Source organism: Bacillus sp. FSL M8-0277, from assembly GCF_037975305.1.
In the GTDB taxonomy this organism is placed as follows: domain Bacteria; phylum Bacillota; class Bacilli; order Bacillales; family Bacillaceae; genus Bacillus; species Bacillus pumilus.
Genome location: NZ_CP150255.1, coordinates 421,249 through 445,402, shown reverse-complemented (window position 1 = coordinate 445,402; position 24,154 = coordinate 421,249). Strand labels below are relative to the sequence as shown.

At 43.7% G+C, this 24,154-nt stretch carries 14 protein-coding genes; 7 read left to right on the top strand and 7 right to left on the bottom strand.

The features are described from left to right. Positions 1-120 precede the first annotated feature (120 nt). Entirely contained in the window at positions 121-1,614 is a 1,494-nt protein-coding gene (locus MKZ05_RS02155; protein WP_044140493.1) for a peptide MFS transporter, read from the top strand. A 45-nt stretch (positions 1,615-1,659) separates the two neighbouring features. Here the strand turns inward: MKZ05_RS02155 and MKZ05_RS02150 are convergent, their stop codons facing one another. Next, complete coding sequence (locus tag MKZ05_RS02150) at positions 1,660-3,051, bottom strand: amino acid permease (RefSeq protein WP_050945663.1); 1,392 nt, start codon at positions 3,049-3,051, stop codon at positions 1,660-1,662. A gap of 367 nt (positions 3,052-3,418) precedes the next feature. Here MKZ05_RS02150 and tcyA point away from each other — a divergent pair, with 367 nt between their 5' ends. From tcyA to MKZ05_RS02135, 3 genes are read left to right on the top strand one after another with little or no spacing between them, the layout of a single operon-like run. Continuing rightward, a complete protein-coding gene (gene tcyA, locus MKZ05_RS02145) occupies positions 3,419-4,234 on the top strand; it encodes a cystine ABC transporter substrate-binding lipoprotein TcyA (protein ID WP_003213831.1) in 816 nt (271 codons plus the stop codon). Further along, entirely contained in the window at positions 4,221-4,913 is a 693-nt protein-coding gene (locus tag MKZ05_RS02140; protein ID WP_034325166.1) for an amino acid ABC transporter permease, read from the top strand. Before tcyA ends, MKZ05_RS02140 begins: the two co-directional genes overlap by 14 nt. A gap of 12 nt (positions 4,914-4,925) precedes the next feature. Further along, positions 4,926-5,669 (top strand): amino acid ABC transporter ATP-binding protein, encoded by a 744-nt coding sequence (locus tag MKZ05_RS02135; RefSeq protein WP_003214030.1) that lies wholly within the window; start codon positions 4,926-4,928, stop codon positions 5,667-5,669. A gap of 40 nt (positions 5,670-5,709) precedes the next feature. Here the strand turns inward: MKZ05_RS02135 and MKZ05_RS02130 are convergent, their stop codons facing one another. The 3 genes from MKZ05_RS02130 to MKZ05_RS02120 all read right to left on the bottom strand — a co-directional run bounded on the left by MKZ05_RS02130 (position 5,710) and on the right by MKZ05_RS02120 (position 10,716). Beyond that, positions 5,710-5,994, bottom strand: a complete 285-nt coding sequence (locus MKZ05_RS02130; RefSeq protein ID WP_339161177.1) for an AbrB/MazE/SpoVT family DNA-binding domain-containing protein — start codon at positions 5,992-5,994, stop codon at positions 5,710-5,712. Between the two features lie 105 nt (positions 5,995-6,099). Further along, a complete protein-coding gene (locus MKZ05_RS02125; protein WP_339161174.1) occupies positions 6,100-6,660 on the bottom strand; it encodes a class D sortase in 561 nt (186 codons plus the stop codon). Between the two features lie 6 nt (positions 6,661-6,666). Next, complete coding sequence (locus tag MKZ05_RS02120; RefSeq protein ID WP_339161171.1) at positions 6,667-10,716, bottom strand: isopeptide-forming domain-containing fimbrial protein; 4,050 nt, start codon at positions 10,714-10,716, stop codon at positions 6,667-6,669. Positions 10,717-11,250: 534 nt separating this feature from the next. Between MKZ05_RS02120 and MKZ05_RS02115 the strand changes: the two genes are divergently transcribed. After that, entirely contained in the window at positions 11,251-11,895 is a 645-nt protein-coding gene (locus MKZ05_RS02115) for a YitT family protein (protein WP_044140485.1), read from the top strand. A 196-nt stretch (positions 11,896-12,091) separates the two neighbouring features. Then, on the top strand, positions 12,092-12,784 hold the full coding sequence (locus MKZ05_RS02110) for a 4'-phosphopantetheinyl transferase superfamily protein (RefSeq protein WP_050945484.1): 693 nt from the start codon (positions 12,092-12,094) through the stop codon (positions 12,782-12,784). On the opposite strand, the gene MKZ05_RS02105 is transcribed toward MKZ05_RS02110, so the two are convergent. Then, a complete protein-coding gene (locus MKZ05_RS02105) occupies positions 12,781-14,118 on the bottom strand; it encodes a PLP-dependent aminotransferase family protein (RefSeq protein WP_339161166.1) in 1,338 nt (445 codons plus the stop codon). The two genes, MKZ05_RS02110 and MKZ05_RS02105, sit on opposite strands and share 4 nt — an antisense overlap. A gap of 130 nt (positions 14,119-14,248) precedes the next feature. Here MKZ05_RS02105 and MKZ05_RS02100 point away from each other — a divergent pair, with 130 nt between their 5' ends. Beyond that, complete coding sequence (locus MKZ05_RS02100) at positions 14,249-15,163, top strand: DMT family transporter (protein WP_226804645.1); 915 nt, start codon at positions 14,249-14,251, stop codon at positions 15,161-15,163. A gap of 35 nt (positions 15,164-15,198) precedes the next feature. Here MKZ05_RS02100 and MKZ05_RS02095 read toward each other — a convergent pair whose 3' ends face one another. Together MKZ05_RS02095 and MKZ05_RS02090 are read right to left on the bottom strand one after the other, a co-directional pair. Then, positions 15,199-15,939, bottom strand: coding sequence for an alpha/beta fold hydrolase (locus tag MKZ05_RS02095; protein WP_050945481.1), 741 nt, complete (start codon positions 15,937-15,939; stop codon positions 15,199-15,201). Positions 15,940-15,945: 6 nt separating this feature from the next. Continuing rightward, a complete protein-coding gene (locus MKZ05_RS02090; RefSeq protein WP_339161164.1) occupies positions 15,946-24,141 on the bottom strand; it encodes an amino acid adenylation domain-containing protein in 8,196 nt (2,731 codons plus the stop codon). Between the last annotated feature and the right edge of the window lie 13 nt (positions 24,142-24,154).

The window sequence follows — 24,154 nt, the reverse complement described above, 5'->3', positions numbered from 1 at the left end:
TGAGTCTTTACGCCTATTTAACTAACATTTTCCTGTTTTAGAATAGTTTTATATTGACACAAGAACTATACAAGAATATCATTTTTCTCATATCTCTTTTTTTAAGAAAGGATCTATGCCATGTCAACAATTGACCACGATAAAATTGTTAAAAGTGTTCCTCAAAAAGGTTTTTTTGGACATCCTAAAGGACTTTACACACTGTTTTTCACTGAATTTTGGGAGCGTTTCTCTTATTACGGCATGCGTGCACTGCTTATTTACTATATGTACACAGAGGTGACAAAGGGCGGTCTTGGTTTTGATCAGACGACAGCCAATTCGATCATGTCTGTCTACGGTGCGCTTGTCTATATGTCAGGCATTATTGGCGGATGGCTCGCCGACCGAGTATTCGGTTCGTCCAGTACGGTCTTTTATGGCGGGGTTTTCATTATGCTTGGACATGTCATTTTGGCTTTGCCAAGCGGTGCAACAGCGCTCTTTATTAGTATGGGGCTGATTATTATTGGGACAGGTCTTCTGAAGCCGAATGTTTCAAACATTGTTGGCGACTTGTATTCCAAAACAGACCCACGCAGGGATTCTGGCTTTAGTATTTTCTACATGGGGATCAACATGGGCGGTTTTATTGCCCCATTAATTGTCGGAACACTCGGTCAAAAAGTGAACTTCCACCTCGGATTCTCACTTGCTGCCGTTGGGATGCTTGTTGGTCTGATTACATTTGTGATCACGAAAAAACCGAATCTTGGTCTTGCCGGTACTTATGTAACAAATCCGTTATCAGCTACTGAACGCAAGAACTTCAAAATTTTCGGAACATTAATTGCCATTGTGCTCGCTGTTTTTGTCGTCATTGGCATTCAAACAGGCGCACTCACGATTAATCTATTCACTTGGTTTGTCAGTGTCCTTGGTGTGCTCATTCCGATTGTGTATTTCATCGTCATGTATTTCAGTAAAAAGACGAGCCCAGTGGAGCAATCAAGGGTTCTTGCTTATATTCCATTGTTCCTTGCTGCGGTGATGTTCTGGGCGATTCAAGAACAAGGCTCAAACATTTTAGCCACATATGCAGATCAACGAACAAACTTGAATTTCCTTGGGATGACACTTGCCTCTTCGTGGTTCCAATCATTGAACCCAATCTTTATTGTGCTGCTGTCTCCTGTGTTTGCTTGGTTGTGGATTAGACTTGGAAAGAAACAGCCGTCTACCCCGATTAAGTTCTCACTTGGCCTTCTGTTTGCAGGATTATCCTTTATCATCATGATCATTCCTGCCTACATGTCTGGTCCGAATACACTTGTGAGTCCATTATGGCTCGTTCTGAGCTTCTTCCTCGTCGTGATCGGAGAGCTCTGCTTATCACCTGTTGGGCTGTCAGCGACAACAAAGCTTGCACCTGCTGCCTTCTCAGCGCAAACAATGAGCCTTTGGTTCCTTTCAAATGCGATGGCACAGGCGATCAATGCCCAAGTGGTCAAACTGTTTGATAAAGTGCCAGAAACCGTCTATTTCGGTATCATTGGATTGCTCGCCATCGTTTTATGCGGTGTGATGCTGCTCTTAACACCAGTGATTAAGAAAGCGATGAAAGGTATTCATTAAATAAAAAAAGAAGCCTCCCCATTGGGTTGGCTTCTTTTTTCTAGTTTAAAACCGGATCTCATCATCTCCATGAATTTGCAGCTTAAGCGGTTCACTTTTCGCCTGATGCTTTTTCACATAGCGGTGATAGACGACATACCCAATGATCATGAGAGGGACGCCGACATATAACCCGATGCGCTGCTCCTGATCAAAGGCAAGGCTGACCAAAACAATGGTGTTGAGTGTGATCGCAATAATCGGCAGCACCGGATAAAGAGGGGTTTTAAATTTTAAGTTTTCCAGCTTTCCGCCTGCTTTAAGATATCTTCTGCGGAATAGCATTTGTGATAAGGTAATGGTGATCCAGCCAGTCTGGGCACTCATGCCGGCAATGGACACGATCCAGGCAAAAACTGTTTTCTCTGCAAAGAACCCGGATAATAGCGAAATCCCTGTAAACAAGAACGTGAGCAGTAAGGCATTCATCGGAATACCGCGCTGATTCACGCGTCTAAATGCTTTTCCTGCCATTCCTTCTTTCGATAAGGAATAGAGCATTCTCGTCGATGCGTACAAGCCAGAGTTTGCAACAGATAATAAAGCGATGATAATGACAAAGTTCATGATATCTGCCGCAAAAGGAATGCCCGTTCTCTCAAATACAGTAACAAACGGACTTTGCAGCACACTCGCTTCCTTCCAAGGCACCATACCCGCTAAGACGAAAATAGATAGGACGAAAAAGACGAGTGTACGCCAAACAGTCTGATGAATTGAGCGAGGAACGGTTTTCTCAGGGTTTTCACTTTCTCCTGCCGCAATCCCGATCAGCTCTGTTCCTTGGAATGAAAAATTCACGGTGATCATCGTGACCACAACGGCAAGCAATCCATTTGGAAACAGCCCATCACTCACAAAATGACTGAAGTAAGGGGCAGGTTCACCGCTCGTTGTTTCAATAAAACCAAACATCGCCGCTCCGCCTACACCTATAAAAAGTAAAATCGCAATAATCTTAATGGTTGAAAAGAAAAACTCCGACTCCCCGAACGCTTTCGCCGACCGGGCATTTAATAAGAAAAGACACAGTCCAAATACGAGACACCAAATCCACACATCCACTTGTGGAAGCCAGCGCCTCATCAGCTGTCCTGCTGATAAAAATTCCAGGGCGACCGTTGCTGCCCAGCCAAGCCAATAAATCCAGCCGACCGCAAAACCCGCTGCAGGGCTGACAAATTTCGTCGCATACGTATGAAACGACCCGGACACAGGAAGTGCAACCGACAGCTCTCCAAGACACAGCATGGTTAAATACATAATCAATCCGCCCACAATATAAGAAAGAACGGCTCCAACTGGCCCTGCTTGTCCAATCGTATAGCCCGTTCCTAAGAAAAAGCCTGTCCCAATGACACCGCCAAGTGAAATCATAAATAAATGGCGGGAGGTCATCGCCCTTTTCAATTGCTCAGGCTGATTTTGTCCAACATCCACAATGATGCCCTCCTTCTTCTAAGATGATAACTTATCAAAACATGTCTCCATGTGATTCATTCCATTTTCAAAACAACCTACTAATTATACATCTTTTATAATAAATATGCTTCCTTCTATGGTCACTGTCTCAAAGTCTTTATTTTAATAATGTTCGCACAAATAAAAGATGAAAGGCTTTGTAGACGTGAGAGGTTTGAAAGAAACGGGTTGCGGGCATAAAGTTGGTGAGATTCGCTCAAGCTAGTTTCAAATGCTTTACTTTTAGGTTGCTTCTCTGTAAGATCATATGTTGTAAATACCAACAAGAAAAGTGGGGAATAAAATGAAAAAAATGTTCTTTGCCATTATGTTAGGCGCTTGTGTTGCATTGATCACGGCATGTGGATCTGGTGCAAGCGACAACGCGAATAAACAATCTGGGTCTAAGGAATCAGGCGACCTTTGGAAATCCATTCAGGATAAAGGTGTTCTGACGATCGGAACAGAGGGAACTTATGCTCCTTTCACATTCCATGACAAAAAGACAGATAAATTAACTGGCTACGATGTAGAAGTCATCACAGAAGTAGCAAAACGTCTTGACTTAAAACCTGAATTCAAAGAAACACAATGGGACAGCATGTTTGCTGGACTGAATTCAAAACGTTTTGACGTGGTAGCGAACCAAGTTGGTAAAACTGGACGTGAAAATCAATACGAGTTCTCTGATAAATACACAACGTCTCAAGCCATTGTTGTGACAAAATCAGATAACAACGACATCAAGAAACTATCTGATGTAAAAGGCAAAAAAGCAGCACAATCATTAACAAGTAACTACAATAAACTAGCTACAGATGCTGGTGCTAAAATTGAGGGCGTTGAAGGTCTTGCACAATCGATTCAATTGATTCAACAAGGACGTGCTGATCTGACGTTCAATGACAAGCTGGCTGTATTGAATTACTTGAAAACAAGCGGGAACAAAAACCTAAAAGTTGCATTTGAAACAGGAGATCCTCAAGAAACTTACTTTGCATTCAGAAAAGGCAGCGGCGAAGTCGTTGACAAAGTGAATGGCGCATTAAAAGAAATGAAAAAAGACGGTACACTTGCTAAGATTTCTAAGAAATGGTTTGGTGAAGATGTTACAAAGTAATACCCTAGGAGTCGTCATTCCTTGGGATCTTCTTCAGCAATCTTTTTGGCCAATGGTGATGCAGGGGATTTATTACACAATCCCCCTCGCCATCATTGCTTTTATTATTGGTATTTTTATCGCGCTTGTGACAGCACTTGCTAGAATGTCTAAAATCAAAGCCCTCAGATGGATTTTTTCCATCTATGTGTCGGCCGTTCGCGGAACGCCGCTTTTTGTGCAATTGTTTATTATTTTCTATTTCTTTCCGACATTTAATATCACACTGGATCCATATCCAAGTGCCATTATCGCTTTTTCATTAAACGTAGGTGCGTATGCGTCGGAAATTATCCGTGCATCCGTCCTATCTGTTCCTAAAGGTCAATGGGAAGCTGGTTATTCAATTGGGATGACGCATCGTAAAACGCTCGTCCGCGTGATTTTACCGCAGGCTGTGCGTGTATCGATTCCACCGCTATCTAATTCATTCATTAGCTTGGTGAAGGATACATCTCTTGCCTCCCAAATCCTCGTAGCAGAGCTTTTCCGTAAATCTCAGGAAATTGCTGCGGCGAACTTGGATCAGATCTTGTTCATTTATATGGAGGCAGCCCTGATCTATTGGGTATTCTGCTTCATTCTATCGCTCGTTCAGCATCAAATTGAAAAACGACTTGATCGATATGTCGCAAGGTAAGGAGGGAACGACATGCTAACAGTCAAAGGTCTCAAGAAATCCTTTGGTGAAAATGAGATTTTAAAGTCAATAGATTTTACGATCAACAAAGGGCAGGTTGTAGCCATTCTTGGCCCATCAGGTTCAGGAAAAACAACGATGCTTCGCTGTTTAAATGCACTTGAAACACCAAATGGCGGCTCCTTTACCTTCGATGATTTCTCGATTGATTTTTCGAAAAAAAATAAGTCAGCTGATCTGCTGAAGCTTCGCCGGAAATCGGGAATGGTGTTTCAAGATTATCACCTGTTTCCACACCGCACCGTGCTTGAAAATGTGATGGAAGGTCCTGTTCAGGTGCAGCGCCGTCCAAAGGAAACGGTTCGAAAAGAAGCCATTCAGCTCTTGCAAAAGGTCGGTCTTGAAGATAAAAAAGACCTGTATCCATTCCAGCTGTCAGGCGGTCAAAAGCAGCGTGTCGGGATTGCCCGTGCACTTGCCATTCAGCCAGAGCTCATGCTTTTTGATGAGCCCACCTCTGCACTTGACCCTGAGCTTGTCGGGGAAGTCTTAAAGGTCATGAAGGATTTAGCGAAAGAAGGCTGGACCATGGCAGTTGTCACACATGAAATCAAGTTTGCCCAAGAAGTGGCAGACGAAGTGATTTTTATTGATGGCGGCGTCATCGTCGAACAAGGTCCTCCCGAAGAAATTTTCAAACGACCAAAGGAAGAACGAACAAAACAATTCTTAAACCGGATTTTGAATCCAGTATGATGAAAAAAGGCTGTTCTCACGTGATGAGAACAGCCTTTTTTTATATTTCCTTTTGCAGGCGAAGCGCCAGTAAATCTTGTAAAAGCAATCTCGCTCCCTCTGGACTGATAACCACTCCACCCGATAGCACTTTGTTGGAGCCTGTCACTTCCCCTGTGACGATACAAGGTTTGTCCTGCCAATACGGCTTTATGACAATTTGGTCTTCTTCTCGATAAATCTCCATAATATCTTTTGGGTGAATTTTCAACCGTTTTCTCATATCTGTCGGCAGGACAATTCTCCCGACGTTATCTATATATCTTACATAGTCTTGATTTAACAAATTGACCCCCTCCTGCATCTCTAGATATAGGCAATTCCCTCTTTATCAAGGAATGAAGCGCTCCAATCGGTTCATGAAAAGATAAGTTGCAGGCTGATCCAGTGGCTAAACACGCTTCCCATATATGATATATCTGTTTGGTGCAGGACCAATGAAAGAAAAAGGATAACATGTGGTGAGGATAAGTTCTTCCTTTTCCTGTTGCAATGTAATAATACTTTGATCATCTTTTTTCACAATCTTTGTTTTCTCAATTTCATAGGTAAATCGTCCATATGAAAGCTCAATGACAAGTTGATCCCCTTTCACCAGTTCTCCTGTTCGTCTAAACACAGTATCACGATGCCCAGATAAAACGATTTGTCCTTGTTCATTAGGTAAATAGCTTTCGTGATAATGACCAACGCCCTTTGCTAAATCCTCCGCTTCTGTTCCTTCTACAATTGGTAACTCAGCATTTAATTTTGGAATGTGCAAGAGCCCAATGGTTTCACCAGCCTTTGGCACAAAAGAGGGATCCGTTTCCCCCTTTTGCTGGATGGCTGCTTGTGCAGACTGGAAAGATTGATCTACTTGCCTTTGCCCATCAACGATCCTCATGTATCCTATCATCACAAGACAAATACCTGCTGTGATCAATAGAGTTGAGATGATTTTTTGAAACATGGACGATTACCCGTTTCTTTTTCTTCTTTTCCATACAATAAGGGAGGCACCTATTAGCACAAGTGCAAATCCTGCTAGTAAAAGGTTGTACATCGCTGTTGCAGTGTTCGGAAGATGATGACCAGGTGTATCCGGTTCTGAATGAGAAGGCTGTTCTGGATTCCCTGGCACCTCTGGCACATGCGGCGGTTCTACTGTTGTTGAGTTTTCAGGTTTGTCTGGTTCGTCAACATTCTCACCCTTCACAACTGCGATATTTTGAATGGTTTTACCTTCATATCCTTTAGCGACCTTCGCTTCAAAAGTAATCGTATGCCAGTCCGTATCTTTGATATCGCCAAATTGACCGGTTACTGCGCCTTTTGTGTAGTCTCCGTTGTCTTTATCTTTTGCATCTGTGACAGCTTGATCATCTATTTTTAATGATCCTTCGACGTATTCAAGACCTTCTGGCAGTTGATCTGCGATGACTAGATCTTTAATGACACTATCTTCTACACTATTTTTTGTTTTGATGGTGTAAAGAAGGGTGTCGCCTACTTGGACTTGTTTTTCATCTGTATTGCCTTTTGCTTTTTGAGAGATCTCAGATGTTTTTTCTGATTCAAGCTTTGGATCCTTTGGATCAATGTTTATTTCGGTTGTCGGCTCATCTGGCGGTGTGTTTTCGCCTGTTACTTTCGCTGTGTTTTGAATGCTTTTACCTGATTGGCCTTTAGCAACTTTCGCTTCAAACGTCACTGTATGCCAGTCCGTGTCTTTGATATCGCCAAATTGGCCAGTTACTGTGCCTTTTGTGTAGTCTCCGTTGTCGTCATCTTTTGCATCTGTGACAGCTTGTCCATCTACTTTTAGTGAACCTTCGACATATTGAAGACCTTCTGGCAGTTGATCTGCGATGACTAGATCTTTTATGACACTGTCTTCTACACTATTTTTTGTTTTGATGGTGTAAAGAAGGGTGTCGCCTACTTGAACTTGTTTTTCATCTTTATTCCCTTCTGCTTTTTGAGAAATCTCAGATGTTTTTTCTGATTCAAGCTTTGGATCCTTTGGATCAATTTTTGTTTCGGTTGTCGGCTCATCTGGCGGTGTGTTTTCGCCTGTTACTTTCGCTGTGTTTTGAATGCTTTTACCTGATTGGCCTTTAGCAACCTTCGCTTCAAAAGTAATCGTATGCCAGTCCGTGTCTTTGATATCGCCAAATTGGCCAGTTACTGTGCCTTTTGTGTAGTCTCCGTTGTCGTCATCTTTTGCATCTGTGACGGCTTGATCATCTACTTTTAATGATCCTTCGACGTATTCAAGACCTTCTGGCAGTTGATCTGCGATCACTAAATTTTTGACGATGCTGTCTTCTTCAAGATTCTTTGTTTTGATCGTGTAGAGAAGGGTATCGCCTACCTGTGGTGTCTTTTCATCTGTGTTACCTTCTGCTTTTTTCTGAATGCTCGCTGCCTTTTCTGATGTTAGTTTTGGCTCACGAGGGTAAATTTCTGTTTTTGTTGTTGGCTCATCTGGCGGTGTGTTTTCACCTGTTACTTCGGCTGTGTTTTGAATGTCTTGACCAGCCTGTCCCTTTTCAACAGTGACTTCAAACGTCACTGTATGCCAGTCCGTGTCCTTCACATCGCCAAAATACCCCGTGACCTTTCCATCTGTGTACTCACCGCTATCGTCATCTTTCACATCTGTGACGGATTCTCCATCAATCTCAAGAGAACCAGCGACATACTCCAACCCTTTTGGCAATTGATCTGAGATCACTAGATTTTCAACAAGACTGTCTTCTATCGTGTTCTTTGTTTTAATCGTATAAAGAAGGGTGTCCCCTACTTCTGGATGTTTCTCATCTTTGTTACCTTCTGCTTTTTTCTGCAAAACCGCTGATTTTTCTGATTCAAGCTTTGGATCACGCGGATAGATTTCTGTTTTTGTTGTTGGATCGTCTGGTGGTGTATTTTCACCTGTGACACTCGCTGTATTTTGAATGTCTTTACCAGACTGTCCTTTTTGAATCGTGACCTCAAACGTCACGGTATGCCAATCTGTATCCTGAATGTCACCGAATTGTCCTGAGACGGTTCTATTTGTGACATCACCATTGTCTTGATCTTGCTCATCTGTCACCGCTTGTCCGTCTACCTCAAGTGTATTGGGCACATATGCTAATCCTTCTGGCAGTTCATCTGAGATCACTAAGTTTTTAACGAGACTGTCTTCTATCGTATTCTTTGTTTTAATCGTATAAAGAAGGGTATCACCGACCTCTGGATGCTTCTCATCTGTATTACCATCTGCTTTTTTCTGCAAGACGGCTGATTTTTCAGAAGCCAACTTCGGGTCACGAGGATAGATTTCTACATTCGTTGTCGGCTCGTCTGGCGGTGTGTTGCCGGTTGTGACACTCGCTGTATTTTGAATGTCTTTGCCTGCCTGACCTTTTTCAACTGTGACTTCAAATGTCACGGTATGCCATTTCGCATCTTTCACTTCACCGAACGTTCCAGTGACAGTTCCACCTGTCATATCACCGTTGTCGTCATCTTTTGTATCTGTAACTGGATTCCCATCTATCTGAAGAGAATTTGGTACATATGATAACCCTTGAGGTAACTTGTCAGAAATCACAAGATCTTCAATGAAGCTGTCTTCAACAGTGTTACGGGCTTGAATGGTATACAGTAATGTGTCGCCTACTTCTGGGTGCTTCTCATCTGTATTACCATCTGCTTTTTTCTGTAAGACCGCTGATTTTTCTGATTCAAGCTTTGGATCACGAGGATAAATTTCTATGTTTGTTGTTGGTTTGTCTGGCGGTGTGTTTTCCCCTTTGACATTGGCTGTATTTTGAATATCTTTGCCAGCTTGACCTTTTGCTACTTTCGCTTCAAATGTCACGGTGTGCCAATCGGTGTCTTTCACATCACCTATTTGACCTGTAACAGTACCGTTTGTAAAATCACCTTTGTCTTGGTCTTTCGCATCTGTTACGCCTGCGCCATCCACCTTAAGTGAGCCTGGAACATAGGCTAAGCTGCTCGGAAGGTTATCTGATATGGTCAGATTTTTAAGAATACCGTATTGCACCGTATTTTTTGCTCTAATTGTATAAAGCAAAGTGTCGCCTACTTCTGGATTCTTTTCATCTGTGTTGCCTTCTGCTTTTTTCTGTAAGGCAACAGATTTTTCTGATTCAAGGTTAGGAGGATATGGATCAAATTCGGGCTTCACCCTTGAAGCTAAGTCGTAAGATAATGAATCACCTGCAGTGCCCATATATGTTGTACTTAATGTTTTCGCATCAAGTGTGAAAAGAGTAGAATGACCGATAGAGTCATCTTTTCCTGATTGTAATAGCATTTGTCCATTTGGCAAAAAGCTAATTCCTCGTACTCCTCCCTCAATAGGTTTACCATCTGCATTTGTGATTGGAATCACTCGAATTACTTCAGCTGTTTCAGGATTCATTTGCGCAATGGACCCACTGGTATTAGATGCGAACCAAAGATAGCCATCCTTATCGACTACAAGGTCTCCGCCAATGTCTCCGCCAATGCCAGGGCCAACGTCATAACCGGCAATTTTCTTGGCCGTTTTTTGACCAGTTGCTAAGTCGTACGTTGCAAGGTAGGGTTCTCCACCAACCGCATACGAATGAATATATTTACCGTTATAAACAACGGCATTTGGCGCTCTTCCGCCTAAAACACCTACACGCTCTGCTTGTCCAGTGGTCGCATTTATTTTATAAAGAACTGGCTCTCCACTTGCTGTCGTAGTTGCATACACTGTGTTTTCTTGATCATTCACAGCAACACCGTTCACTACAGACGAATTAATTCCCTTCACCTGTACACTAGCCTTTACGTTTGTTGGGTTTTGCCCATCAAGCTGATAAAGAACTAACTTACCATTTCCAATCATGTAGGAATCTGTGTTATTGACAACCACCGTCCCAGCGGCTTTCGTAACAGGTGGTGAGACTGTTAATAAATTTCCAGCAATCAACACCAATATAAGAAATAATTGACTCGTTCTTTTTAATATATTCATTTTTTGACATCCCCTTTTCCCTGCTTTAATCATAATGGTATGTACCAGTTCACCTCCCACACTTTGGTAAAGAATATCAGTAAGATTTCAAAAGCCTCAACAGGACTAAATGACTATTTTCGACAAAAATAGACATTTTGAACTAAATACCTCCCGATGATTGATTTGCTTATGTTTTTCCAATAAAATAACCTTTTTCCATCCCGAAATTCCTCATCTATCTATTTTCCAAACAGGTCTTATAATGTGAATTACATACAATCCTTTCTATTTAAAGATAAATATTCTTTAATTGGGTGATGCTTATTTTTTTGTCAGTATATATTGAATTTTTTTCATTTTATCTTAAAAAAAGGGAATGATTGGTTCACTTTGTTAAAAAAAACAAGTCGAAAGTCTTGCTCTTGTTTTGACCTTTTACGATGCGAAAAATTCTTTTTATAAGTAAGCGATTACAATTTAGCAAAGCCATTTAAAGGGGCGTGGGAGTATGTTACGATTGAATTCGAGTGTTTAAGAAAGAAGGGAAAGCTTTTGAAGCGGGAACATCTTTTACGTTGGTTTTTTTATTTTGTTGGATTGATCGTACTAGCTTTTGGACTATCGCTGACAGTGAAAGGAAAGATTCTAGGCATTGGTCCTTGGGACGCTTTCCACTACGGACTGTTTCAGCACTTTGGACTCACGATTGGACAATGGTCCATCATTATTGGTGCACTCATTGTGACACTGACTTCTGTCTTTACAAAATCATTTCCAAAGATCGGCGCATTACTAAACATGGTGCTGATTGGTATGTTTATAGATTTCTTTAATGCGGTATTACCTGCACCACATGGGTATTTACCCGCTTTATATGTGTTTATTACGGGCGTTGTGGTTTCAGGTTATGGTGTTGGCATTTATGTCTCAGCGAATCTTGGCGCCGGGCCAAGGGATTCATTAATGCTGCTCATCTCAGCGAAAACAGGATTGAACGTGCAGTGGGTGCGAAATGGCATTGAGCTAACAGTGCTTTTATTTGCATGGATGCTCGGCGGGCCGATTGGCGTTGGCACGATTCTGACGGCTATTTTTACAGGTCTCGTCCTTCGATTCTCCTTACCGCAATCGACACGGCTCCTGCAGCTGCTTATTACAAAAACAGCAGAGAAACCTGTTCAGACGCTTATCCGATAAAAAAAGCCATTCTACAAAAAGAATGGCTTTTCTTGTGTTAAAATAAATAAACAGAATATTCTTATATTCATAAGAGGAAATCAACCCAACCCTTCCACTTCCTGTCATTTTGAGCTTTCGCTGAAAAGGAGGTCTGTTTCCCTTTTGTACGGCGCTCTCCAATGGTACAATCAATGTAAAAAATTAGAGGTTCATTATGAAGATTTTCGCTATCCAATTACAACATTTAGATGACATCCATGCACGAAAACAAATCGATCAATTGAAACCCTTTGTTTCAGCTGAAAAACGTGCTGCGGCTGAGCGCTTTCGCTTTTTGGTCGATGCAAGAAGGACCTTATTAGGTGAGGTGCTGGTTCGTCAGATGATCCATGATATGTACGATCTGCCTTTTGATGAGATCGTTTTTGAAACAGAGGGCAATGGCAAGCCTGTCGTCCGGCACATTCCTTCTTTTCATTTTAATCTTTCTCACTCTGGTGATTGGGTCGTATGCGCAATAGATGATGCACCTGTAGGTATTGATATTGAGGAGATCAAACCGATTGATCTAGCGATTGCTAAACGATTTTTTTCAGCAGATGAGTATGAGGATTTACTTTCACAACCGGCAGAACGGCAGGAAGCCTACTTCTTTCATTTATGGTCAATGAAGGAGGCCTTTATCAAGCTGACTGGAAAGGGATTATCTTATGGTCTTTCGTCCTTTACAGCCCGCCTGTCAGAGGATGGACAGGCGACGCTTGCATTACCTGATCATGAAGCGCCCTGCTTTGTTCAAACATACTCACTCGATCCTACCTACCAAATGGCGGTGTGTACACGAAAGCCTTCTGCGGCTGAACGTGTTGAGATACTCTCTTGTAGTGATGTACTGTCTCGTCTTTAATATCGCCCAATTTGCTGAAATGCTGTCTTTATCAAATCGACTCCACGTGTGATTTGCTCTTCTTTCACATGCCAAATGTTCAACTGAAGAATGGGGTCTTTTTGATAAGTCGACAGATAATGGCGGTCGATTGACTGAATGGAAACAGATGCCTTTTTCAGCTGCTGAATGAGCTGGTTCATCGGAATTGACCGATCGAAACGTACATGTGTATGGGTAGCCGGCTCCTGTTCTCCCAGCACATAAGCGCTCTGATCATTTTTTAAACTTGCCACGAGCTGCTTGGAGCGGTTTCGATAGGTCGCCCGCATCCTGTCTCGATGCCGTTCAAACATCCCGCTTTTTAAATATATTTCTAAGGCTGCCTGTGACAGCATGGAGCTGTCGATGTCAATGAGCCGTTTGTGTTCGCTAAAAGGTCTAATCAGTTCCTCAGGTAAGACGACCGCTCCTGTTCGAAGTCCTGGAAAGATGATTTTGGAGAAGCTTTTTAAATAAATGACCTTCCCCGCCTGATCGTACGAATAGATCGGGTCTCTTTTTGCGTCGAATTCTAAATCGGCTATGTAATCATCTTCAACGATATAGACGTCATATGTCTCGGCAAGAGCTGCAATCGCTCTTTTCTCCTGCTTTGACAAGCTCGTTCCAAGCGGGTTTTGAAACCTTGGCATCGTATAGAAAAAACGAATCTCCTCTTCTCGAAAGATGCGCTCCAATTCCTGAAGGTCAATTCCCTTTTCCGTCCGCTGAATCCCCCGTACAGGCAGTTGATTTTTTTCTAAATATTGAAGGTATAGATGATAGCCTGGCTGTTCGACTAATATGGTCTGTTTGCCATTCGGAAAAGGGATGGTGCTTAAAATGGATAACGCCAGCTGAATACCAGAAGTCATAACGATCTGTTCTGGATTTGCAAACACTTGATAATCCATTAATCGCTTAGAAATGACTGGCAGCAGCGAGGGTAATCCGTTGGCTGTGCCGTATATAAACAAGTCATTTTGATACAAATCGATGGCTTGGTTGATGCAGTGCTGGAAATCAACATATGGAAACACGACGGGATCAGGTGCAGATGAAGCAAAATCAATCCATGTGCTATCCTGTTTCCCCGCTGACTGCTTCGTTTTCACGACATAATAGCCGCTTCTTTCTACAGAATACAGCAGATGTTCACGTTCTAATGTGTCTAGTGCTTTGATGACAGTGCTTTTACTCACTGCATATTGAGCCGCCAAATGGCGAATGGAGGGGATCTTCATGCCTGCATGGTATTCACCAGACGTCATCTTCTCTTTTAAGCTGAGAACAAGCTGATCATATTTCCTCACACCACTTCCTCCTTGTACCGGTACAGATATCATGTTCTCTTATTGTACACTTTAGATGATCCGATTACGATAGAAGAACAGAACCGGTCAATTCAACTGAAGCATGCATGCTCGTATAAGGAGTCAAATTGTGGACATTTCAAAACAGAAAGCGTATGCTGCCGCGATAGGCTACGCCACGATCATTGGTTTTTCATTTTTGTTTGTCAAAGTTGCATTAGAATCAGCAAATCCGATTGATTTATTGGCACACCGCTTTACAGTTTCTTTTGCAGCCGCACTATTGCTTTATCCTTTTTTACGAAAGAAAATCCGCCTCTCCATTCAATGGCGTGATCTTCTCTACATCGTACCGTTTTCCTTGCTTTATCCTGTGTTGTTTTTTGCTTTTCAAGTATGGGGGCTGATGTATACCTCTTCGTCAGAGGCTGGTATTATTCAGGCAACGATCCCCATTCTGACGATGGTGCTTGCCGCGTGGTTTTTAAAGGAACGCGCGACATGGATCCAAGTGCTGTTTACCATTCTTTCTGTGTGCGGGGTGATGCTTCTCTTTGTCATGAAGGGAATTGATGTGAAGCATTCACACATGATCGGCTATGGACTGATATTACTTTCAGCCTTATCCTCCAGTGCATACAGTGTATTTGCCCGAGTGATTACACGGCGCTTCCATGTGATTGAACTCACTTTCGTGATGACATTCTTTGGATTTGTCTTCTTCAATGCCGCTGCGCTCATCCAGCATTCAGCAAACGGGACAATGCCGCAATTTTTCAGCCCATTTACACAACCATCCTTTGTATGGTCAATGCTCTTTTTAGGCATTCTTTCATCACTTCTCACGGCATATTTATCAAACTATGCCCTTTCTCAGCTTGAAGCGGCAAAGGTCAGCATCTTTAACAATTTATCTGCGTTTATTACAGTTGCCGCTGGGGTTCTCATTTTACATGAAACAATCGATTGGTATCATCTCATCGGAGGTGTGCTGGTCATTGGCGGAGTGATTGGCGGGAATGTGGTGAAAAAGCGGAATTCATAAGAAAAAGCGGTCCCTTTAAGGAGGACCGCTTTCTTTTAAAGTTTCATTAATTGTTGTTTGCTTGCAACATCAATCACATGTCTCATCTGTTCTGCGAAGGGCTCGAGGTGTGTGTTGATATACATGTGCCCTCCTTCGAAATTGGTGCGTTCGATGGTTTTTGCCCATGGCAGCCAGCCATTTGCATCTTTCATGCATTTTTCATCTTTTGTTCCATTGAATAAATAAACGGGTGTTTCGATGATGGATTGATCTTTGTGCTGGAAGGTTTCCAGCGCCTGATAGTCTGCACGTAAGGACGGCGTAAAGTAATCCATCATTGGTTTGTTCTCTAATAATTCCTTTGGAATCCCGCCCATTTCGGCAATATGCTGAACAAATGCTTCATTCGATAAATGGGTCAGGATCTGTCGTTTTGTTTGCGGCGGCTGAATGGCTGAGATCACGACTGCTGCAGGATCGATTCCTTCCTTTTCTAGCAGCTGAGCCAGTCTATACACAACAAGTCCTCCCATGGAATGTCCGAACAGGATAAACGGGCGGTTCAAGTTGCCCGAGAGCCCTTCTTTGTATAGCTCAGCCAATCGGTCAATGCTCGTTTCGAGCGGCATGAGATTGGTTCCATGACCTGGGGGCTCTGCTGCTGTTACTTCGGCAGTGCCTTTTAGCTGTTCAAAAAGCGGGCGGTACGAGGCGGAATAACCGCCTGCAAAAGGAAAACAAATAAGTTGAATAAGGTCTGATTTTTTTTCAAAGGTTTTAAATAAATGGTTCATATGTTCTTACCCCTTTATCATCGTTTGAAGAATCCGTGCCAGTTCATCTGCCTGCGGCCTTTTCATCATGGTGACATGGTCTCCTTTGATGTGATAATACGAACATGATCCTTTCGTATAAGCCTCCCAGTCTGAGAACTTCTTCTGAAAATCAATGGCGTGATCACTGCTTTGTACAATATAAAACGGCACATCGAATGGTTCTTTTTCTAATTCAATGGCTTGTGACATGATTGTATTATGCGTTTGCATTTGCAAATATTTATCTAAATACTGATCATTCATAAATTGATGAACCACTTCATCCTTTTCTGCCTCTTTGAGTATTTTTTGCTTCACTTCTTGGAAGCTCAGCCCTTGTAATGCTTCTGGCTGGATGCCGATAAGATTCCCCATTCCAAGGACAAGCGCAAGCATTTTCACTTCTTCTTCGTTCATATCCGCATGGAGCGCCTGATCTGCCTCATCTCTTAACACAGGGACGGTATCTAAAATGATGAGTCCTTTCGGCGCTTTTCCTGCATGGCAGAGCCGCTGATTCATTCCGTAGGCAAGGTGCCCGCCCATTGAATGCCCTGCTAGATAGTCAACACCAGGTCGATAGAAGGTCTCAATGGCTTCAACAAATATGGACACAAGCTCTGTGTAATGGAGGAATTGCGGTTCTTCATCCTCATATAAGCCAGGAGACTGCAAGGCGTACACAGCGCCTTGATGTGTCATCAGCTTAGCCACATCGATATAGCCCATCACCGTTCCACCGGCAGGCGGTGCAAAGAAAATCCTCGGTACGGCTGGATCGCCTTTTTTCAGCTCAATCACGTAGTCCTTTGGAGACCTTTCGACGTGCTCTCCGGCCTCTGGCATTGCGTCCACATGTGCGGCTAGCTGAGCCGGCGCTGGATGCATGAAAATCCATTTTGGATCCACATGAATCCCCTGTTCTTTTAATTTGGCAACAGCTTGGATACTCATAATTGAATCGCCGCCTAAATCAAAAAATGAGTCATGTATGCCTACTTGTTTGACACCAAGCACGTCCTTGAAAGCTGTGACAATCAGCTGCTGCGTTTCGGTGACTGGTTTGTCCTCCCCCTGAGAAAGAGAGTTCGTTTCTGCTGGGTCTGGCAGTGCTTTTTGATCAACCTTTCCGTTTGTTGTGACTGGCATTTCGTCCATTACAACAAAGTAACTTGGAATCATGTAGCCTGGCAGGCTTTCCTGTAAAAATGCTTTCCAGCCTGAAACAGGATTCTCTCCGTCTGTGACAAGGTAGGCCGCCAGCCGTTTTGAGCTGCCATACGTTTTGGCGATGACTGTACATTCTTTTACTTGTGGATGCTTGAGGAGAGCTGTCTCTATTTCTCCACATTCAATCCGGTAGCCTCTAATTTTCACGAGGTTGTCTTTTCGGCCGAGATATTCAATGGTGCCATCTGAACGCCATGTACCTAGATCACCTGAACGATACAGCCTGTCTCCCCCTAGTTCAGGGAATGGATTGTCTATAAACCGTTCATGCGTCCGCTCTGGATCATGAAGGTAGCCTTTTGCCAGCCCTGTGCCGCCGATGTAAATTTCTCCTTTGACGCCTGCTGGCACTGGGTTGAGCGCATCATCTAGTATGACAACAGTTGAATTCGATACTGGGACACCAATTGGAACTGACCTTGCTCCCTCTGGCATGTGCGTGACTTGATGTGTTGTGGCTAAGGTCGTGTTTTCTGTTGGGCCGTAAGCATTGATGAGTACACCCTCCATATGTGGCAGTGCCTTTCGTGCATGCTCACTGGACATCGCTTCTCCGCCAACGAGTAATGTGCGGTAGCCTGCTACACTTTTTGGATCGTGTTCCACCAGCCGATTGAATAAAGCGGTTGGCAGACAGTTGGCTGTCACTTGATGCACTTTGATCAGCCGTGATAATTCATCCATATTCAGTGCGGCATATTTCGGAATCAGAATGAGCTGACCGCCATTCAGCAGCATGCCCCACAACTCAAATGTAAAGGCATCAAAAGCATAGTTTGAGAGCTGAAGCATCTTATCATCTGGACCTAGTTTTATATAGTTTGTTTTTCGAACCAGACGGACAACTCCTGCATGGGGGAGCATGACGCCTTTTGGTGTACCTGTTGAGCCTGATGTGTAGTTGACATAGGCTAACTGGTCTTCTCCAATGATTGATTGTTCTCTTTGATACACTGCATCTGTTACTGGTAATGGCTTGTCCATCTCAATCTTTGTACCTGTAAAGTCTACTAGACGCTCTATTAAATGAGACTGAGTGATGATCACATCACTTTGCGTATCGCGAACAATGAGGCGGATTCGCGCATCTGGATATTCTGGTGACATTGGAACATATGCAGCACCAGATTTGACAATGCCTAGCACTGAGACAATCATGTCAAAGGAACGATCAAAAAGCATCGGTACAAGTGAACCTGGTCCAACTCCTTTTGATTGCAAGTAAGCAGCAAGCTGTGTTGCCTTCTCATCCAACTCTTGATACGTCATGTGCTCTTCCAAATAAGACAAGGCAATGCGGTGCGGATCACGCTGCACCTGTTCTTCAAACAGCTCTTGAATGGTGCGCTTTGGATAGGGCGTAGCCGTTTGGTTTTTCCCTATGATCATCGCAGCCTGTTCCGCTTTGTCCATTAAGCAATAATCAGAAAATGTACGTTCAGGCTGAGCTGTCATACCATCTAGCAGATGAAGATAATAATTCATATAACGATGAATGGTCTCTTGATCAAATAAATCTGTATTGTATTCCACATGGATCGACAGCTGATCCCCCTGTTCAAATACATGTAGGGTGAGATCAAATTTAGACACTGTATGATGAACCATCACATGTTCACTTGTCAGCCCTTTGAGATTGACATGGAGCGAATCTGTTACATAGCCCATCGCCACTTGGAAAATAGGCGATCGACTTAAATCTCTATCTAATGAAAGATCATCGACAAGCTTGTCAAATGGATAACGCTGATGCTCGAAGGCTTTTAATGTCATCTCCTTCACGTTTTCCATGACATCAGCAAACGTATCTGCTGTGGAGATATCCTGTCTCAGCGCGAGTGTATTCACAAACATTCCAACAAGCTTCTCTGATTGCTTGGCACCTCGCCCTGCGATCGGCGAACCAATGATGATATCTGTCTGTCCGGACAGCTTGTGAAGCAGGACGTAGTACGCTGACAGCATCGTCATGAACAGCGTTGTGCCCTGCTGCTTGGACAAAGCCTGCAAACGGCGGATAAGCGTATCTTCCAAGACAATTTGCTCTGTAGCGCCGTTAAATGTTTGAACTGGCGGGCGAGGACGGTCAAACGGCAGCTCTAACACCGGAAGATCACCTTGTAAATGATCGAGCCAATAGGCTTGGTCTACTTGATGATGCATTACTTGCTCATTTTCCCAATGGACATAATCTGTCCATTCAATTTCCAGCGCTGGGAGCTGCGGCGCTTCATCTGCAAGCAGCCCGTCATATGCCACTTCTAATTCCTGAATGAGCAGACTGAGCGACCATGCATCTGAAATGATATGGTGCTGCGCGCAAAGAAGATAAAATTCTTCATTGCCCATATCCACAATCGTCCACTGCGCAAGAGGCCCTCTTTCTAAATCATAAATGCGGTTCGCTTCTTGCTGAATAAGCTGCTTGAGTCTTCTCGTTCTTGTTTTTTCATTAAATAATGAGAAGTTCGCAACTGTGACGGATGGCGGAAGGTCTTCACGTATCAGTTGAACTGGCTTGCCACCAAACGATTGAAAAGTTGCGCGTAGTGCTTCATGACGTTTCGTTAAGAGACCAATCGCTTTTGTTAACGCTTGAATGTGCAGTTGTCCTGTCAGCTTCCAAGCACCTAATATATTGTAATGATGGCTCTTTTCCAATGTGGATAAGAACCAAATACGCTTCTGAGCATGTGACAGTTCATAGCTTGTTCGCTTTTCCAGCTTTGGAATATTGGCTTCATGAACTGCCGATATCTCTTTGATGTCATCAACCATTTGCGCCAAATGTGCCAGATGCTTGCTTTCAAATAATATTTTTAAAGGCGCCTTGATTGAAAACTCATGATTGATCCGAGAAATGGTTTGAGTCGCCTTTAATGAATGTCCGCCAAGGTCAAAGAATTGATCCTCTTTGTACACACGATCAACGTCTAAAATGTCCTCCCATATGGCAGCAAGCATTTGCTCTGTTTTCGTTTCAGGCAATTGTTTTTCAAGGTGTTGTCCATTTTTGTGATGATTCAGCTTAACGGCTTCATGATCAATAGAGCCATCTAGTTTTTTCGGTATTTCCTGTACTTGCTGAATATCCCAGTCACCTTTTGTTCCGCCTGCGATATCTTCCACATGCACTTCTTTGCCAGGCTGAACTGTGTAAAAAAGCTTTTTCTCAAAAGTCGGTATTGGCGCTGGCTGAAGATACGCTGCGATTTCTGGATTGGCTCCATCTAGTCCGATAAATAGATGCGCTTCATTCAGCCGAGCACCTAGACATAATGAATGGAGACCTTGCTTCTTTCCAATCAATTGAAATCCCTTGCGGACGGTAAGGGCTGCGCCGGTATGTCCCTTAGACAAACCGAGATTATCCCACATACTAAAGTTTAAAGAGATCGCCCGTCTTCCTTCTTGAAAGGTGAGCGTGTGCGCAAGCCCATCTAAAAAGCTGTTGGCCGCAGAGTAAGCCCCGAATGTTGTACCGCCAAAAAAGCCATTTACTGATCCAAAAAAGACGAGTGGTACTGCCGGATCATGCTTGAAGGCTTCCTGCAGGACAAACGCTCCGTCTGCTTTCCCTGACAGTTCCTTTGTAAAATCCTCTTCTGACGTATGCGCCAATGTATACTTATCTGTATGCTGAAAATGCTCTGATACATTGCCAGCACCGGCTAAATGCAGCACACCCCGGATGGTTTGACCAAAATGTTTTTCTGCTTTGTAAATCGCCCGCTCCACGTCAGCTAAATCGGTCACATCCGCTTGTACATAGATAACGTCACCGAGACTTTTTAGCTGTAAGAACGCTTCTTTCTTTTCCAAGCTGTCTTCCAAAGATGTCCTTCCAATCAATACAAGCTTTAGGCCAAATTGGAGCATCTGCTTAGACAGTTCAAATCCAATACCGCCGAGTCCTCCGGTCAGCAAATAAAGTCCTTCATATTCTAAAAATCCTTCTGTTTGAGGTGCGTTCATCATATCGACTTTTTCCAGCTTTGGTACGAGCCTGTGCCCTTTTCGGTATGCCACCTCTGCTTTTATATGAATCGCCGACAGCTCATCAGCAATGTGCTTTGCATCCTGCTCCACTTGCTCCGCTTCAATATCAATATGGGACACCTCTGCTCCTTCCCATTCTTGCGGGATGGTTTTTAATAAACCAACGAGCGACGTTTTCTCCACATGAAGATCGTCTTCAGGGCTTACAAATTGACCACCCTTTGTCACCACAACAAGCCGGACAGGCTCTTTGTTTTCTTGCCTCCATGCTTGATACAAGTACAAAATCGATTGATTGGACCTCGCATGCATTTCTGTGAACTGCGCAGGCTCAACAATGGCTTCTTTGTCTGCCACATTCCACAAATGGAGTATGCACCCTGTCTTTAATTCATCTGCTTCAAGTGCTGCAACGAGCCTGACATAATCCCCCTTGATTCTCGGGTTCATCTGGTACATCCCTTTGGAGAGACGCAAAAATTCATGTCCTTTTTTCACAGAAACATAGGGCTGATTTCTTTGTTCGAAATGGGCATAAAGTGATTGGTAAAGCCCTTTTTCATCCTCGAAAACGAGTACATGATCAGTAGCAGGCTGAGACGGACCAATATGCTCCTTTGCCCAAGTGCGTTTGAAAAACCAATCTGGCAGTGTTTGTTCATTTTCAGAAGCAAGGTCCAGTGCCCTTTCAATGTCACGGAATATCCCTTCTTTTAGCGCCGCGCCTAACTGAGCACGTTGGATCTTTCCACTTTCTGTTTTCGGAAATTGGTCTTTTTTCACTGGAATGATGTGATCGGGCTCTATGCCAATTTTACGAATGATGGCCTCTCTAATCTGCTGAATCATCGTGATTTGTTCCTCTAGCGAATCCTTTTGTGTGACAAAGAAGACGGCAAGCGTGTCGTTGCTTGATTCGGGATTGTAGATGCCGTACGCAGCGGCAAAGGTGACTTCCACCCCGTCCACCTCTTCCACAACTGCTTCAATTTCGTAATTCAAATAGTTGGCTCCATTGATGACAATGATATCCTTTTCCCGGCCTGTTAGAACAAGACGCCCTTCGTGGATAAATCCTAAATCCCCCGTGTGAAACCAGCCATTTTCCGCAAATACCTCTTGATTGGCTTCCTCATTTTGATGATAGCCCATCATAATCGTCGGACTCTTCACCTGCAAGCGCCCGACCTGATCTTCTGGCAGCACATGATGATGCTCGTCTACAATCCGAATCCATACAGACGGAATCGGTGCACCGACTTCGGTAAACGTCATTTTGTGCGGATGATCTTGCGCCACGTATTGAATTTCACCTGTTAACGAAGTCTGATCAATCGTCAGCTGTCCATCCTGATCACCATGCCGCATGAATTTCTTTGATTGAACAATGGCTGAGGATGTTTCAGACATGCCGTACGCCGGCACCATCGCATGACGGCTTAATCCGTGCTGGCCCATCATATGCATGAAGCGCTGCGTCACTTTTGGCACAACCGCTTCGGCTGCATTCATGATATAAGTCAGTGTGGAGAGATCCCAGCTCCCCTTGCGAATGTCGTCCTCATATTCATTCATCATCGCAAAAGCAAAATTCGGTGCCCATGTCCTTGTGACGCCGTATGTTTCTACCCAATCCAGCCACACCATCGGCCGCTCGATAAATTGATCGATGGATGGACTAATCTGCTGGCAGCCAAAGTAGACGTCATGCACATGAAACATGACAATGCCTCCTACATGATCAAGCGGCATCCAGTTAAGCGACACATCCTCATGCGTAAAGCCATTTGTCTGCTCAAAAGAGATGATTCGAGATAAAATACTTTGATGGTTGTGACGAATACACTTTGGCACACCCGTACTACCTGAAGAGAGCAGCTGAAGCACAGGCTCATCTGGCTCTGGCTCATAATGCTGTTCATCAGGTTCACACGAGAGCAATGTTTCGATTGTTAAAATAGGCATGTCTTTTGCCTCAAATGACTCACGCAGCCCAGCAATGTCCTCAGCACTTGCTTCATTCGTCATAATAAACGGTTCATTTTGCAGCCGAAACACGCCTTTCAGCTTGTTCACAGCTTGATTCGTTTCATCATAAACAGGCGGTACAGAAACCGGAGTCGGAATGATACCACCGAGAATACAGCCCCAAAACGCAGTGATGAAATCTTGATGATCTTTCAATTGTAGTAACACTTGATCGCCGTTTGTCAGGCCTGCTTTCCTTAAACCAGACAGAACCCGTTCTGCGTTTGTGAGTAACTCAGGATAGGATTGGGTCAACGTGCACCCGCCTTCTTTGATGTAGGTCACCCCGCGGTCAGGTGACATAAAGGCTGATCGAATCAACACCTCTGTCAGTGTGACAGGTGTGCCTGGTTTTTTGATGACATCCCCGCCATACACAAGTGCAGGCGGCTTTTCATGACAAGATGCTTGCTTTGTTTCGCCCTCTTCATCCTTCGAGATCGATTCGTTCCCTTGCGCACGCTGCCGATTAGGAAACAGATCATCTAGGTGATAAGGCGTTTGTTTTTCTGTCTGACTTTCAATGAGAGCAGCCGCTTCCTCTACTCCATCTATAGCTTTCGTACGATCTTCTATCTTTCTCAAACTCTCTTCATCAATGATGTCAATCGAAAGCAGTGCTTCTGTATCGACCGCTCCACTTTCTGTCCTTGGCAAGGAAGGCAATAAGACGAGAGCGGCTGGCACTTCATCAGGGTGAAGCGCGCCTGTCATTAGATCCTCTCTTGCTAGCGAAGGGTCCTTCGCCTGTGCAAATAGCACAAGCGAGAGGCTACCTTCTTCATTTTTCTTCGGGATGAATGCACATTCCTTTAACGGAAAATGAAGCATCACGACCTGTTCTAATGCTTTGAGATCGATTCGTTTTCCGTTGATTCTGACGATATGATTTGCTGCATGTCCTTTTCTTCTACTCATTAACATCGTTCTTCTCCTC